At 54.3% G+C, this 16169-nt stretch carries 13 protein-coding genes; all 13 read right to left on the bottom strand.

Going from position 1 to position 16169, the window contains the following annotated elements; translation table 11 throughout:
- Nucleotides 1-3 precede the first annotated feature (3 nt).
- Entirely contained in the window at nucleotides 4-270 is a 267-nt protein-coding gene (locus tag AC2T6E_RS01010; protein ID WP_072164040.1) for a PAAR domain-containing protein, read from the bottom strand.
- Nucleotides 271-306: 36 nt separating this feature from the next.
- Nucleotides 307-1149: a formylglycine-generating enzyme family protein gene (locus tag AC2T6E_RS01005; protein ID WP_032643626.1), complete on the bottom strand. Its 843-nt coding sequence runs from the start codon at nucleotides 1147-1149 to the stop codon at nucleotides 307-309.
- A gap of 5 nt (nucleotides 1150-1154) precedes the next feature.
- The gene (locus AC2T6E_RS01000; protein WP_486690236.1) at nucleotides 1155-3377 is read right to left on the bottom strand and encodes a hypothetical protein; all 2223 of its coding nucleotides are present in this window, start codon (nucleotides 3375-3377) and stop codon (nucleotides 1155-1157) included.
- Nucleotides 3378-3420: 43 nt separating this feature from the next.
- Nucleotides 3421-5934, bottom strand: coding sequence for a type VI secretion system Vgr family protein (locus tag AC2T6E_RS00995; protein WP_431643260.1), 2514 nt, complete (start codon nucleotides 5932-5934; stop codon nucleotides 3421-3423).
- Nucleotides 5935-6012: 78 nt separating this feature from the next.
- Nucleotides 6013-6240: a hypothetical protein gene (locus AC2T6E_RS00990; RefSeq protein ID WP_427353089.1), complete on the bottom strand. Its 228-nt coding sequence runs from the start codon at nucleotides 6238-6240 to the stop codon at nucleotides 6013-6015.
- A 29-nt stretch (nucleotides 6241-6269) separates the two neighbouring features.
- Nucleotides 6270-6842, bottom strand: a complete 573-nt coding sequence (locus AC2T6E_RS00985; RefSeq protein WP_427353090.1) for a DUF2778 domain-containing protein — start codon at nucleotides 6840-6842, stop codon at nucleotides 6270-6272.
- 1 nt (nucleotide 6843) lies between these two features.
- A complete protein-coding gene (tssH, locus tag AC2T6E_RS00980; RefSeq protein ID WP_431643259.1) occupies nucleotides 6844-9486 on the bottom strand; it encodes a type VI secretion system ATPase TssH in 2643 nt (880 codons plus the stop codon).
- A gap of 161 nt (nucleotides 9487-9647) precedes the next feature.
- Nucleotides 9648-10139 (bottom strand): type VI secretion system effector Hcp, encoded by a 492-nt coding sequence (hcp, locus tag AC2T6E_RS00975; protein WP_042716788.1) that lies wholly within the window; start codon nucleotides 10137-10139, stop codon nucleotides 9648-9650.
- A gap of 5 nt (nucleotides 10140-10144) precedes the next feature.
- Entirely contained in the window at nucleotides 10145-11866 is a 1722-nt protein-coding gene (locus AC2T6E_RS00970; protein WP_431643257.1) for an OmpA family protein, read from the bottom strand.
- A gap of 3 nt (nucleotides 11867-11869) precedes the next feature.
- Nucleotides 11870-12523, bottom strand: a complete 654-nt coding sequence (tssL, locus tag AC2T6E_RS00965) for a type VI secretion system protein TssL, short form (RefSeq protein ID WP_174339652.1) — start codon at nucleotides 12521-12523, stop codon at nucleotides 11870-11872.
- Entirely contained in the window at nucleotides 12520-13857 is a 1338-nt protein-coding gene (gene tssK, locus AC2T6E_RS00960; RefSeq protein WP_174339653.1) for a type VI secretion system baseplate subunit TssK, read from the bottom strand. Before tssK ends, tssL begins: the two co-directional genes overlap by 4 nt.
- A 13-nt stretch (nucleotides 13858-13870) precedes the next feature.
- Nucleotides 13871-15412: a type VI secretion system contractile sheath large subunit gene (gene tssC, locus AC2T6E_RS00955; RefSeq protein ID WP_376765392.1), complete on the bottom strand. Its 1542-nt coding sequence runs from the start codon at nucleotides 15410-15412 to the stop codon at nucleotides 13871-13873.
- A gap of 34 nt (nucleotides 15413-15446) precedes the next feature.
- Complete coding sequence (gene tssB, locus AC2T6E_RS00950) at nucleotides 15447-15938, bottom strand: type VI secretion system contractile sheath small subunit (RefSeq protein ID WP_174339655.1); 492 nt, start codon at nucleotides 15936-15938, stop codon at nucleotides 15447-15449.
- Nucleotides 15939-16169 lie beyond the last annotated feature (231 nt).

Genomic DNA, 16169 nt, shown 5'->3' with positions numbered 1-16169 from the left:
AACTTATCCTACTGAACAATCCGGCGCACTGGAGATAACATGGCAGCCACATTCACATTCGCAGCCATCCACAACAACAGGCTTCCCATCAGAGATCCATTCTGGTGATCCTTCGATAATGGCATTAATACCATGACCTACAACAGGGCAATTAATCTCATCGCCAACAAGAGCCACTTTATTTCCGTTAACAGTCATGGTTGAAGATGCAGATATAACCTCACCGCCGTGAGTAGTTTTATCTCCTAGCAATACAAATCCTTTGGACATATGAGCTCCCAACAAAGTAAAATTTGTTTTTACTGATTAATTTTCGACACAGCGGAAACCGTACCCAGGACCTTCAGTTTCAGGCTTATTGCTTCCTCGCGTGATATCATACAGACCAAACATTGAGCCTAAGTAACCTCTTACTACTTTTTCAGTCCCATTAGCTGGCCCCTGAGGATCCCTTTCAGGTGAATGCTGGTAATAATCCTCAGCATACCAGTCATTAACCCAATCATGACCATTACCCATCATATCGAAGAGGCCTAGAGAATTCGGGGCAAAACTACCTACAGGGGCGAAATCAAAAGTGAAATTCTGTTTTTCATCAGGCCAGCTCACATTGTAATAATTATCTCCGTTTGCAAATTGGTTAAATTTACCTCCACTTCGCGCGGCATATTCCCATTGTGCCTCAGTAGGCAGGGTTATTTTTTTATTAGATATAGTCCCTATCCATTGGCAAAAATCAGATGCGTCTTTCCAATTTGCAACAGCTGGAAAATCGTCTCCTGTTGTTTTTTTGAACCGTTCACTCCTATCCTTTTCGGTAGCCCACAAGTAGTACTTGCTTTTACCCCTGCCCGCAAGTTCTAACCATTCATTAAATTCTCGCCAAGTAATACGCTTTGCTGACATATGGAAATCAGAAAGCTCAACCCAGTGCAATGGTTTATTGTTCTGATCAGGGCTAAATGGCAATTTTTCTCCTACCAAAGGACCAAAATCCCCCATCTGAAAGCGCCCACCTTTAACCACGACCATTGAATTAACAATATTGTTAGCAAATTTATGGTTCTCCGCATCGCTTTTAGCATTATCGCACCCAGCAAGGGTGATTGCTGACAAGGATACAAGCGTCAGTACTTTATATTTATTCATTACATTCATAACTCGTGCCCACCAACGATTACTCTAGTGCAACTTTGCATGAGCACTGGAGAAATTTCTTTTAATTTATGCATTTCACCCCCCTTTATTTCCTCTGTATCTGGTAAGCTGCCCCAAATATCCATAAGGTTTTTGGCATAATGGCTTGGAAGTATCTTTATTTCGGATGCATTAGGCACGATACGTGAAGAACCATAAACGCGATCCTGTTCCCCCAGAGCAAGAAAATCTGCAACTTTCTGCTGGTTTGCTTGCCACGAGCCAACAGCTTTAAAATCCTTGGATAGATGCTGCATTACATTTTCGTACTCACGTTTGGATTGAACCCAACGCAAGCACAACAAAACGGCACGTTTTCTGGCGCTAAACATAACTAACCCTTCACAGTCTGTCTGTGCATTCGAAGCCGGGCTGGCAAATTCATCCCAAAAATTATGTTCTATCAGGGATGCTATCGCCCCACCTTTACTTTCAGGTGGGGAATATTTCAAGCAATCACCATTGGAGTTTATAATCTCCTGCATTAAGGCAACCCTCTTCTCTTTATCACCCCAATCATTTTCTAACTTCATTAATAGAAGTCCAGTTTCATTCTCCAAGTTATTCAATAAAGCAACACCACCATGCATCGTCATTAATAAAGGTAATGCGCAAAATGCATAAAAGTCACCTTTACGAACTACATTCTCAGAGAGTTTTATGTAGTCAGCATTTCGAAGCATATAGGTCAAGCATGGCATGAAATCGGTAATTATAGCCACACCATCAATATCAAAAGCCGCACTTCCTTTTCCTCCCCCTCCCCAGCACATACCTCCACGCGCTAGAACCTGGACTTTCCCATTTTCATAGCTGAATCTGAACGTGCCACTCCATCCAACACCCATTTGGGCTGTCGCACCTACAGCTACTCTTGCAAGAGTGGTATATTCTTTGCTTTTCTCTGGGTTGCACCATTTGATTGAGCCTGAAAGGTTCGCTGAGGCTTGGGCTCCGGCAAAGACGGTTAATTCTCCCGTGACTTCTGGATCCTCAACAACTTTGCTTATATCTATTTTTCGCTCTCCGGGAGCGCCTGTATTGTATGAAGACCCGGGAACTCCTTTTGCCCAGTTACTTTTCATCGATACGCCGAGTTCAACACCTAAGCTTGCACCAACACTACCGGCCAAAGCCAGTTCAAAGTCAAAACGCAGCGTACTCAAATTACCGGTTCCCCCACCCATTTCTGGCTTCAGCGGGTAGGTCATCGTAATACCATGTATGTCAGGAAGCGACAGGGTTAACTTGCTTTTAGACTCAGCGAGAGCAAGGCTTGCATAGGCACTTGCTTTTCCGCTGGCGACAGCTTCTTTTTTTAATTTTTTACCCTGATTACGAAAATCCACTTCAAACGGGTTTAGTTCCTCTGTCAGACCCGCACCATAAGTCCAGCGCATAAGCTGTGACTGAGAATCAAAGCCAAATCTATCCCCCTGGTATGGAGAATGTTTAAGGCTGTCATTCATATCTCTGGCCCACTGACCAAGAATGCCTGTATGCTGTTCTAATAATTTCTGTTCAGCCTTCAGCATTTTTGGTTTTATCTTACTTATCTGGGATTTAAGTTTATCATAATCAATTTTTTCCCGTATTTTTGTGTTGCCTTCACTATCAGTATATGTCTCAGAGACAACAAAGCTTTTACTTCCTGACTTTTTATATCCTTCCTCAAGCGGATAACGTCGCCATTTGCTGTCAATTTGATCTGAGCGGGCATAGATATACCGAACGCCTTTCATATTTCCGCGAACTTCAATTAACTCCATTAGCCCGACAGCACTTTTGCTGCTGTTGTCAAGAAGAGTGGCCTTCGGAAGTTCTTCTGTCGCTGAAAGCGTCGCCAATTTTACTTTCAGTTTTTTATTAAGATCATCAAGTCTCTGGACTTCTTGTTGTATCTGAGTTTGGAGAGTCTGCTTTTCCCCAACCTGCCCCCAGTTTAATTTTGTGCACTGAGTTGTTAGATCATCTATGCGCATTTGCGTATCAACCTGATCACCTAACAATCTATTTAGCTCATTGCTTTCCTGCTCCAGCTTATCACCGTCAACAGCAAGAAATGTTTCACTATCAGCATGAAAATATAGTCGGGTGCCAGTAGCATGATTGGCTTTGATGCCATTCGCTTGCATCCCTGTTTTACCACTACCATGAACGTTTTCTGTCGTATTACTCATGGAGGCAACTCCTGTTAAATTTGTTCTGATATATTCGGGCTAATTATCCGAGTTCAACTTTTATCTTGTCTGATAATGCTGTGAATATTTCAGCGGTTTTGCCCTCAGAATCTGTTACCCCTGAATATACAACACCCTTACCAGTCGTAATCCGATAGCGAGTGTTTGGTGTGATCTGCCCAGTTTTATCATCGTGCGCCACGAAATACTCACTATACCCACCAGGAAAATCAGGTACGGAGGATGTAGCGCTGGCTGCACTCATTTTCTGCGCATTGGCGCATTTCCACAGGATATTACCTTCACAGCCCAGAATAATATTCTTACTCTGCAACTGGATGAACGACCCATCCAGATTTTTCAGCACGACATCTTTCGCCGCCGTGATCTCAATTCGCCCTTCTGTACTGGTTACGGTCACATCCTTTTTGGCTATCGCATCAAGCGCATCATCCTGAGCCTGAATTTCTACTTTTCCCTTAGCCGCAAAGAGTTTCATTCCGGCCTTACGGGCCAGCATACTCACGGCTTCACCTGCTGCTACGGTAAATCGTTTAAGTGCGCTAATGTCTGTATTCTGTTGCGACATGATCCCAACGCTGGCACTACCCGACGCCATACGAACCGCCTGCGGGCTGGTGATGCTTACTCCTTCAGGCGCATTTAGCACCATTCCTGGCTGGGTAAGGTCTTTAAGAGCATCAGTCAACTTCACCTGGCTCTGTATATCAGCAGGAAGTGCTTGTGCCGTTTCAGCAGCATCAGACAAACTTCTGGCAATACTCAGTGCATTTTCCAACTGGGCAATAGCTTCCTGCATCGAAAGCATCTTGTCCCCGGCAAACGGCTGTTTATCTGCTGTGATAAATACACCAGCTCCGCCGCGAACGGCCACCCATTTATCAGTACGTAACTCCGCACCTTCACCCCGAAGTACCCTGTCAGCATCCACGTTGTGACCCAGATTAAGCTGCGTCTTACCGCCGTACTCTGTACTGAGCTTAACGTGCTCTTCCCCCCGCTTATCTTCCATCCGCAGCTTGTTCAGGCCAGCGGTTCGAATGACGTTGCGCGTACTGTTGGCTTCAGTGACGTGGTCAACGTGGCGGGAGTCGTGAAGGGCATGGGCAATATACGGACGATCCGGATCACCTTCATGGAACGCAATGGCGACTTCAGTACCCTGTATCAGAGGGAAGTGGAAGCCGTACTTGTCGCCACCGTAAGGTTTGGCAAAACGCACCGGCATACTTTCCAGGCCCTGACGTTTGTCATCGCGGTCGGCATCAAACTTCACCCGGTACATGCCCGATGCATCCTGCCAGGCGTAGATATCGTTATCTTTGGCGCTGGTCACGCGCGCCATCAGGGTACCGCTGACGACAGGGCGTTTTTTTGCGGCAGGGCGCCAGCAACGGTTCTCGTAGTACGGCATGGCCGCCCATTCCACCTTCAGCGCACTCTGACGGCTGGCGGAGTAACCGGCGCTGATGATGACGAGACCGTTTTCGGTTTCACGTGGCAGTGTCGGCGGGATAGCCGTCTCGGTGATAGTCAGCACCTGAGCCGGACCCAGGGTATGGTCGGTACTGCTGCCGGTCACGGTGGTCTGGGTGGACAGGAAGCGCTCATGCTCCAGACGCGCCCAGAAGTTACCGGTTTCTACCGACGGTGTAATTTTGTCGCCACGTTCAAGGTGACGCGGGCGATAATGGTACACATCGCCGTAGGTGTTCCCCTCCCCGTCGCCGCGTGTCATGTCCGCCGGTACGGACATCAGGACGTTCTGGGCTTCGCGGTGGTTGTAGTCACAGGCGGTGACCGAACGCTCCACCACGTTATGCCAGACGTGTACGCCCCACACCGAGTCGGCCGCGTTGTCATTCATCCCTGACGGGCTGTTCAGCGGCAGTTTCTTACCAAACGTCCAGGCACTCTGCTTGTCTGCGAAATGCACCACTTCGGTCTGAGTGTCAGGCTGCAGGGTGAAGAAGTAAAAAATACCCACCTCCGCCAGCAGGCGTTCAATGAACGCGAGGTCGTTTTCCTGATACTGGTTAATCTGCTCACGCTTTGGATAGTCGGCTTTGAGGGTAAACTCATATTCCCAGCCTTTCAGACCATGTTCCTGCAGCACCTCTGCAACCACTTCCGGCACCGACTTATTGACAAAAAAGCGATGGGTGCGGAACTGATTCCCCAGCAATGCCAAGAAAGGCTCCAGCACGATGCAGTAGTGCGCTTCATCAGCGGAGCCACCGGTACGCTCGAAACGGGTCACCACCCCGTGAACCACCTTGCGATCCGTCAGGGAAAGCAGGTGGCCCGCGCACATTTTCAGTGTCGCGGGCTTGATCAGCATCTGTCGGGCATCAATGTTCTTGTCGGCACTTGTGAAGTTGATGGTATAGCAGTAAAGCTCGCTCATCGCTTCTGAGCCACTGAAGTCCTCCACGTCGATATCGGCTGTACAGGAAGGAATATCGAGACGGTAGCGGTTCAGGGCTTTTCCGGTGACGGTGGTCACCATCGTGTTTAGGGTATCCGTCAGGCTCATGGCGTTGACTCCATTGTGTATTCGGTTATTCCGTCAGGGCTGGCACGGGCCAGCATCGGTCAGAAAAGAAAAAACGGACTATTTATTCAGACGGTTGCGCAGCCAGTGAATCAGCGTCAGCAGGAGGTATGCCCCGGCACCACTCAGCAGGGCTTTTATCAGGATGGCCGTCATCGCAAGGTTATCCATCCCCACCTCGCCGTCTCCCGGCACCGGGAGGTGGTTGTTCACAAAATCGGTAAGGTTGCCATCGGGAAGGAAGAACGACCCTAGCAACGCCAGGACCAGTACGAGCAGGATTTTCATTCTGCGATCTCCGTGCGTTTCTTCATGGACTATTGTGCCCGACGCTTGTCAGCGTCTTCCTTTTCCCTGATCTCTTTCTCGCACTGGCTGAAATCGGGCGTACCGCGCACATCGATACGCGCCCAGGCCATCAGGCCGTTCCCGCCAGGCACCGGAAAGGTCCCCCGCTTCAACAACAGGCGGCGCAGATGCTGAAAATCGCTGTAACGTCTCAGGGTGATACAGCCCCAGGAGACGCCGGTGCCATCGCTGTTCAGGGGGTGAAGACGAAAGCCAGTGCGGTTGAGACCATTCACATTCAGACTGTCTTTTTTGGTTTTATCGCTGAACAAGGCAAACCATTCAGAATGATGATTTCGGTAACCATGCCAGGCATCAATCGCCTCTGCCCTGACACGGTTATACAGGCTGCCGGCAGGCCTGTCGGTCACCCAGTATGTACCGGGTGGAATAGCCGCCTTCTCATGGTCGGCGCAGTTAGGGTTATTGATATAGCGCTCAATGCCCGACAGCACTTCAAACGTCCCGATGCCGTAACATTTCAGGTATGCCGTTTTGCCATCCGCCGACAGGTTGCCGTAATCCATCATGCAAATCTGCACTTCAGCCTCCGTGCGCCTCATTAAACGCCAGTACAATCCCCTCATCGTCATTCCAGCCGAGCGTCAGGGAGTGTGGTTTCTGCTTTGCCGCCATGTGCGTCAGCAGTTGCTGACTCAGTACCGGCAAAATCTGTTGATTCAGCAGGCTGTCGACGTTGCGCGCCCCGGTGTCCGGCAGCAGACAGGCGTCCGTCAGCGCGTCATACAGGCTCTCATCAATGTGCGTGGTCAGGCCGTAGTGACGGTTCAGGCGCTTACTGACCTGCGCCAGCTTCATCTCTACGATGGTATGCATGGCCGCGTCCTTCAGCGGACGGTAAATCACGGTCTGGAAGCGGGCCAGCAGCGCAGGCTGGAAGTGGTCACGCAGCACCGGGCGCAGCAGTTCGTGCAGGTCCGGCTCTGTCGCCTCCGACTGTTCATCCAGCATCTGCATGATAAGGTCGCTGCCGAGGTTCGAGGTCATCAGAATCACCGTGTTGCGGAAGTCAATTTCCCGCCCCTCGCCGTCGCGCATAAAACCGCGATCAAACACCTGATAGAACAGGTTCATCACGTCCCGGTGCGCCTTTTCCACTTCATCGAGCAGCACCACGCTGTACGGACGCTTGCGCACGGCTTCAGTCAGAATACCGCCCTGACCGTAACCCACGTAACCCGGCGGGGAACCCTTGAGCTGGGAGACCGTATGCGGCTCCTGGTATTCAGAGAGGTTGATGGTAATCAGGGATTTCTCGCCGCCGAAAAACTCATCAGCAAGCGCCAGCGCCGTTTCAGTCTTGCCGGTGCCGCTCGGACCGGTCAGCAGGAACACGCCCTGCGGACCGTTCTCCGGCGCAAGCCCGGTTTTACTGGCGCGCAGGCGCTGCGCGATGGCATTCAGCGCCGCATCCTGGCCCACCACGCGTTTACCGAGACTGGTTTCCAGGCTCAGCAGCTCCGTCTGCTCGTCCTTCATTAATGACGAGAGCGGCACACCGGTCCAGTCGGCAATCACCGTGGCGACGGTGTGCACGTCCACGTCCAGCCCCAGCAGCGGGTTATTCTGCTGCACGGCGGCAAGCTCTGTCTGCAGGCCGGCAATCTCCGCCTGACGGGAGATGTCCGCGCGGCAGGCGAGCAGGGCTTCCGTGAGTTTCAGCTCCTGGCCGTACTGAGTTTCCAGTGCGTCGAGTTCCACGATGATGTGGACTTCGTCCTGCTCAATGGCCGCCAGACGTTCACTGTGGGTGATGTTGCCCACCGCAATATCTTCCATCAGCGCCTGTTTTTCCATCGCCAGGGCCGTGAGCTGCGCCTTCATCCGGGTCAGCGGCTCCGGCACGGTGTCAAGACTCATGCGCACGCGGGCGGAAGCCGTGTCCAGCAGGTCCACCGCCTTGTCCGGCAACTGGCGGCCTGTCAGGTAACGTCTGGACAGGGTGACCGCCGCCCTGACCGCCTCATCGGTAATGTGCACTCCATGGTGCTGCGCGTATCGCGATTTCAGACCCCGCAGCATCAGGCAGGCGGTGTCGTCGTCCGGCTCATCCACCTTCACCATCTGGAAGCGCCGCTCCAGCGCGGCGTCACGCTCGAAGTACTGCTTGTATTCGCTCCAGGTCGTCGCGGCGATGGTTCTGAGTTCGCCACGCGCGAGCGCGGGTTTCAGCAGGTTGGCCGCATCGGCGCCGCCCGCCTGGTTGCCTGCGCCGATAATGGTGTGTGCTTCGTCAATAAACAGCAGCACCGGTAGCGGCGACTGCTGCACTGCCTCAATGATGTTTTTCAGGCGCTGTTCAAATTCGCCCTTCACGCCCGCGCCCGCCTGCAGCAGGCCAAGGTCAAGAGTGCGTACCGAGACCGGCTTCAGCGCATCCGGGACGTTGCCCTCCGCAATGCGCAGCGCCAGACCTTCCACCAGGGCGGTTTTACCCACGCCCGGCTCCCCCACCAGAATCGGGTTGTTCTTGCGGCGCCGCGAGAGAATATCCACCATCTGGCGGATTTCATTATCACGACCAAACACCGGGTCGATTTTACCCTCGCGGGCGCGGGCAGTGACGTCGAGGGTGAACTTGTCCAGGGCGTTCTGCAGGGCCGGATTCAGTTCACCCTCTTTCACTCCGGCATCGACCGGCCGGCCGACAAACGCCACTTCCCCGCCCTGTGCCCGTTCCGCCTCCTGCTGTACTTCCGGACGCTCGTCAGACTGCGCATCCAGAAGCCCGCGCAGACGCTCCAACTGGCTCTGCCCCAGCGTCAGCAGCGGCCAGAGACCATCACAGCACGCCCGCGATGGTTTCTCCGTCAGGGCCATCAGCAGGTGAATGCTGCGTATCTGCTCTTCGCCCGCCAGCGACGCCCGCAGCCAGGCGTCCTGCATCAGGCTCTGAATACTGTCGGAGAGCTGTGGACGGCTGCGCACTGAACGGGGCAGCGTGTCGAGAAATGCCAGCAAATCCTGCCAGATGGCGTCCATATTCCATTCGTAGCGCCGTGCCAGCACCGTCAGGTCGCCCTCACCCTGCTCCAGAAGTTTCAGCAGCCAGTGCTCGGGCAGGATTTCGGCGTGGGCGCGGGTCTGGCACAGGGAAGCCGCGCCCTCCATGGCACGGGCGCAGTAAGGGTTCAAACGACGTAACAGGACGGCGGGATTTTCCATGAGACTCTCTCTTTATCAGTTCCGGGCACGCTACCGCCCCTCGCTGTTCACCAAAGCGCATCAGGTCAGGCAGGCAGATTGTGTTTTTCTTTGCTCAACACCTGTTTCTCAGGCGCTCAGCAAAGAAAAAAGCGGACAGAGAAGCTCTGCCCGCTTGCGACTTACGCAGTGGCGCGTTCGTTCCAGCTGTCGGAATGGATGATGTTGCCGTCCTTATAGGTCCAGGTGATTTTTTCGTAGCGCAGCTCAATCTGCTCGAGGTGGTTGTGCTTCTCGAACGCCGGATCCTTGATGTCGTGCATCTTCGGATTCACTTTCACCAGCTTCACGTTTTCCAGTTTGGTGTTGAAGTACTCCACTTCCTGGCCCGCGTCGTTGATTTTGTACCACTTGAACTCCGCAGACTTCAGGGTCTGGCCGGTGGTCACCGCCTTGTACAGGTACGGGCTGGAGGAGTCGATTTCCTTGGTGAACAGGAACGGCGTGTGGATACGCGTACCGGTCAGTTTGCCGGTGTTGTTGTCGGTCGGGATGTACAGGTTATGCTCCTGCGCCACCACCTCGATGCTGCCTTCACGGTCCTTCACGTCCACGGAACCTTTAATGTCCGCGCCGCCGTCGTCCTTCAGCCACAGATAAACAGGAATTGCCATGTTAATTACTCCATTTCATTTTTTGACGCGCCATCATCCGATGACGCGGGTGTGTCGCCCGGCAGCCGGCAGGCATTTGCCTGCGGCACCAGGCTGATTTCGACACGGCGGTTGAGCGCACGGCCCTCCGGGGTGTCGTTGGTGGCGACAGGACGGCTTTCACCGTAGCCCTGCACCGCAAAACAGCTCTCCGGCACGTCGCCGGTATCGCGCATCCAGTCGCGCACGGACTCCGCACGCTTAAGCGACAGCACCTGGTTGGACTGGTCATCGCCCGTGCTGTCGGTATGGCCTGCCACCACAATCAGCCAGCCGGGCTTTGCCTTAATCCCTACCAGCGAGTTCACCAGCAGCTTCACCGAGCCGAGTTTCAGGGCCCATTTGCCGGTGTCGAACAACGACATGCTGTCGAGACGAAGGGTTTTCGGCCCCTGAATGATTTTCTTAATGACCGGAGGAGGCGGTGGCGGTGGTGCCCAGTCACTGACTGCGGCCTCAACGGGCGGAATCAATCGCAGTCCCTGATACAGACCCATGCGATAACGCAGTGGCTCCCCACGACGCGCCCAGTCGTCCAGCAGTGCACCATCGGCCCGCAGGCGCTGCTGCGCACGCAGTTTCGGGGCAACAGGCTGCCCCGTCAGCTGGTGATATAACGCAAGGTGATCGCCAACATTACGAATGAGGCGCTGGTTGTTCACCCAGGACGCTAGCATGGCCAGCGCCAGGAAAATCCCGCCCAGTAATCCGGCATAACGCCAGAACACCATCCTGCGGCTCACGCCACGTCGGCGCGGCAACGCCGGCAGCAGTAGTTCAGGCAGCGGCAGTGGCTCTGTGCTCACAACGGCATCCGGTGGCAGCGCCGTCACGGAAGTGATGTGCTGTTGCCAGAGATTGCCCACGATACCAGTCACCGGCACCATGCACATACCCTGCACGCAGGGCGTCATCACTGGTAACTCTCCCCGCCGTACCGACAGCAGGTCATTCACCGCGCTGTTTTGCCAGGCAAGCAGACTGTCCAGCCACAGGACATGACTCAGACGCGAAAGACGCCCGTCAGTTCCGGTTTCCAGGATCCACTCCGTCAGTGACACATTGCCCTGACCGGACTGATACACCTGAATACCGCTTCGCGGGTTTATCGTGGTAAACCTGACGGGCTCAGCCTGCGCACAGACCACAGGAGGGGATATCCAGGTCACGGTCCACAGCGGGGGGAGTGTGCCAAATGCCGCACGGCACCGGACGACAGCACGCTGCCAGCCCCGAAGATGCTGGGTAAAATCATCACCGGAGATGTGTTGCTCAGGTACCACCGCCAGCATGACGGAGATTTGCGACACCAGGGCCGGGCGCACAAGGCTCAGGTGCTGTGCCAGGAGTGGCAGTTGTTCCGCATCCTTTACCCACAGATACCAGCCCTGCCGGGTTTCCCGGTGACAGGAGCCGGACACAAACAGCGGGCTGTTGTCGCCGCAGACGAGGATCACCGCCCCCTGAAAATCTTCCGGCGGCAGGTTTTCATCTACAATCTCGCGGACAGCGGTCGCCCGTGCCTGAGAAGCCCGGCGCTGGCACCAGAACATCACCCCGGAGACCAGAGCGACCAGCAGGCTGAGTGCCACACGGCTGCCCGTAGACAGTGGCCAGAATCCCAGAATGAGCCACAGCGCCAGTACGGCACCCAGGACAGTTAACAGACTTCGGTACGCATCCCGCATCGCTTACTCCGGTCTGACCGTCTGGCTTACCAGCTCGGTAAGCGAAGACGAGAGGAAGAACCAGAGCGCCGCCAGGGCGACAACGGCCATGATCCAGGCCAGCCAGTACTCGCGTCGACCGCTGCGCAGACGTGATGCCCGGGCAACAATAGGGGCATCCTGTGCCAGCGTGAAGGCCGGAACCCGTTCTGCAAGCGCGCGAATTGTATCTTCCCGACGCTCGTCATCCTGGGCGCGATACTGACCCACGAACCCCAGCTGCAGTGTTCGGTACATACAGGTCAGGACGGCGGCGTCAGGGGCAGTTTCCTTCAGCAAATCTCGGATCCTTTCCCACAGCTCCTCACCGGCATTTAGGGTACCAAAGAAGTGGGCCTGTAGCGGGTCACGGTGCCAGGTCAGATAGCCATCATCGGTGGTACCCCGGTTCATCACGCTCTCATCAAGCAGTGCACACAGGGCATACACCATATGGTCACAGCTGATGTCGCTGTAACCTGCCTCCGTGAGCGCAGCCTTCGCCTCCTGCACCAGACGGCAGGCCCGGCGATAGAGCCCTTCGCCGTCACGGACCTCCTGTCCGCCCCGCAGCTGGCTGGCCATCAGCCAGCCCGGGTAGAAAATGCGCTCAATTTGACTCATTTCTAATGTATTCATGTACGCAGCACCGCAAAGAGTTCAAGTTTCACATCCCCCAGTGAGCGCGGGGTATAGAAGGTGCAGCTTCCCGCTTCCAGCATCGCCCGTGCCGCCTCACTACTCAGATCCAGCGAGAAATACTGGTTCTCAAGGCGTAACGGGATAGCGGTCGGCACATGGGTCAGCGGCCTGATAACCATCCCGCTCAGGGCCACATTCACCACATCCGAAACATCATCAAAGCTGCCCGCTTTACACAGCTGCGGGAATTTCGTCTGAAGTTCATGGTTCGGCATGGAAGAGCGTACGGAAAGGTAGAAATCCGCCCCTTCGCGCAGGCGGGCATCGTGCAGGGCACCTTTCCAGATCTGATCCTGATGCTCCAGGTGGATACTCACCACCCTCGACGGCAGGCTGGCTTCCAGCAGTTTATCGAGCAGTGCCAGCAACGGCGGGAATACCCGCTCTGGTGCATCATGCTTGTAAGCAGGAATGTCCCCGGCGTCGTGTTCAAGTGAGAAAGTCAGCAGGCTGCCGGCCAGCCGGGTCAGTTCGCGGTACAGCAGTTCCGGGTGCCTGCCCGGTGTCTGCAGCAGTTCCGTCAGCACCGGCTCGGCGCTGTTCAGGGCATTGAGCAGCCAGAACAGGGAGACATCCGCGACCGCAAAATCGGCCATCCGTTCATTGCTTTCACGACGCATGGCCATCAGGCGACGGCGGCGGGCCTGCAGACGAACCAGCAGGTCACCCAGCTCGGTGGCAAGCCACGGGCTAGCAGCAACAGAAAGCATCGGCGGGATAAAGGCCGGGTCACGGCACCACTGCCCCTGTGCATTACGTACCAGACGGGCGACCGGGCAGGTCAGGTATGCTGTGTTTTCCTGGCCGGACAGACGCAGTGTCAGGGCATGACGCAGGATCGCGAGTTCCCCGCTTTCATGCCCGGCCAGTTCCTGCACCACCACACGTTCGGCTTTCCAGCGACGCGGGCGTTCACTGTCCTGCCCGTTATCGAGGTTGCCACCACTGGCGCTCAACAGCGGCAGCGCAGCAACCACTTCAACGGCTTCAGAGCCGTTTGCAGCGGATAAATCGCAGACCGGCGGAAGATTATCCGCCAGATCCGTATCAACTATCGTGCCATCCTGGAAACGCACGACCAGTCGGGTGGCATTCAGGCGCGAGAGCACCAGTGCAGCATCATCAAACTCTGCCGCAACCACGCCCCAGGGATGAGAAATACCCATCCCGGCGACCATGTCGGCAACGTGTTCATTCCAGCGGGCCTGCTGCTGAAACTGTTGCGGGGCCAGGAAAGCCCCGTCACTCCATAACGGACGATAAATTTTCATCCCTGCTCCCGCCTTACGCTTTCGCTTTCGGCATCTGGCTCACCAGCGACAGGTTCACGTCCATGCCTTCCACCTGGAAGTGCGGCACCGCAAACAGCTTCACGCGGAAGAAGCCCGGGTTGTCTTCGATGTCTTCCACCACCACTTTCGCGTCGCGAAGCGGGTGGGATGCCTGCAGCTCGTCGCCCGGATCGGTCATTTCAGTCACCAGACCACGCACCCAAGTGTTGAGTTCAAGCTCCAGCAGACGGCGATCCTTGGTGGTGCCGATGTTTTCACGCTGAATCAGCTTCAGGTAATGCGCTATGCGCGACAGCAGGAAAATGTACGGCAGGCGCGCGTTGATACGGCTGTTGGCGGTGGCATCTGCGGTATCGTACAGCGCCGGTTTCTGGGCAGAGTTAGCCGAGAAGAAGCAGGCGTAGTCGCGGTTTTTGTAGTACGACAGCGGGATAAAGCCCAGGTTGGCGAATTCAAACTCGCGGGTTTCTGGGATCATCACTTCAGACGGGATTTTCACCTGGTTACCGGTGCCAAGGTCATACAGGTGGATCGGCAGGTCTTTCACCGCACCACCGGCCTGCGGGCCACGGATCTGCACGCACCAGCCATTATTGATGAAGCTCTTCACCATGTTCGAGGCGAAGGAGAATGACGCGCTGGTCCACAAATACTTCTCGTGATCAGGGCCTTTTACCTGCTCGACATAGTTGAAGCTGCGCACCGGCACGGTGTCCGGACCGTATGGCAGACGCCCTAACACGCGCGGCATCACCAGGCCGATATAGCGTGAGTCGTCGGTGTCACGGAAGGATTTCCACTTAATGTACTCAGCGCGATCGAAGTAGTTGCCGATATCTTTAATCGCTGCAACTTCTTCCATAGAGTCTTTCAGGAAGAATTTCGGGCCGACGGCACCGATAAACGGCATGTGTGCAGCAGCAGACACTTTAGAGATGTTGCGCAGCAGCGCCACGTCCTGCGGACTGGCATCGAATTCATAGGAGGAGATCACAGAGCCAATCGGCTCTCCGCCAGGGGTGTCATATTCGGCGGTATAGGTGTGCCAGTAGAGTCCGCTCTGGATCAGTTCCGGCGCGTCTTCGAAGTCCTGACGCAGGTCGTCTTTCGAGACGTCCAGAATTTCAGTCTTCACGTTCTGGCGGTAGTCAGTGCTGTCCACCAGCTGCTTCAGGCCGCGCCACAGTGATTCCACCTTCTGGAACTCTTGATGGTGCATTACTGCGTCTAACTGGCGACTGATCTGGAAATCCAGTTCCGCGATATGATGGTCAATCAGCGTTTTGTCGAGTTTCTCAACCTGCTGACCGGACTTGCGGATGCAATCCATAAATACCTGCATCGCCGCCGTCAGGCGCTCGCCTGCTGGCGCGTCAGAAAGCGCCGCATCATCCAAAAACGCGTTAATATCACCCAGGCTTGAGGCCGGGGTCAGATTGATTTTTTCAAACAGGGAGGCGTAAACGCTCTCTTTTTCCAATACGGTGGTCTGCCCCTGCGTGGAGGCGGTTTCAGAATTTACAGACATCAGCATATTCCCGGTTAATCCATTAAATAACGCACGCCGCTTATTTCGGGGCCAGTGCACTCATTTCGTCGCGTAATTCCTGAGACAGCGCCGGGTCTTTAAGAATTTTCTCGAGTTCTTTTCTGAAAGTAGCGTTATCAAGGAGATTAGATTTCAGATCGCGTAATAAATTACGCATCGCCAGCATGGCACGGAGTTGAGGGATCTGACGGGCCACCTGTTCCGGTTCGAAATCTTTAATATCGGAGAAACTCAGCTTCACGTTCTCTTCCGAACCATCCCCTGCCAGCGTATTCTGCACACTAAGGTTTACTTCCGGGTTAAATTCCGAAAGTACGCTATTAAAGTTATTTTTATTGACGTTAATTTTTTCTCTTTCAGATAATGAACGACTTTCTTTGCCATTACTGAAATCACCGACGGTGAGGAGTTTAAGTGGCAGTTCGACTTTCTTCTGTGCGCCACCCGTGTGCAGTGCCAACTTTAAATTTATGCGTGCCTTCGGCACCTCGTTCTGGAACGTATCGGCCATAGCGGTCCCTTTCCTTAAGGAATGTTTGTTGAAAATAACAACGTTTCTTTACAAATCCATATTAGAACAAAACACCATTCAAGATCAACTAAACAGACCATAGATCTGACATAAGACTTTTATTAAGGATTTTCATCCGTTAATGATTGATGCATGACGCCATGAAAACAAAAACCATACATGGCATTAATTGTTTATTTACGGAAGCATGGAATTAAAACCCACTAGCGA

The sequence above is a fragment of the Enterobacter sp. B79-1 genome, from assembly GCF_057444735.1.
This window is presented reverse-complemented; position numbering and strand designations above follow the sequence as displayed.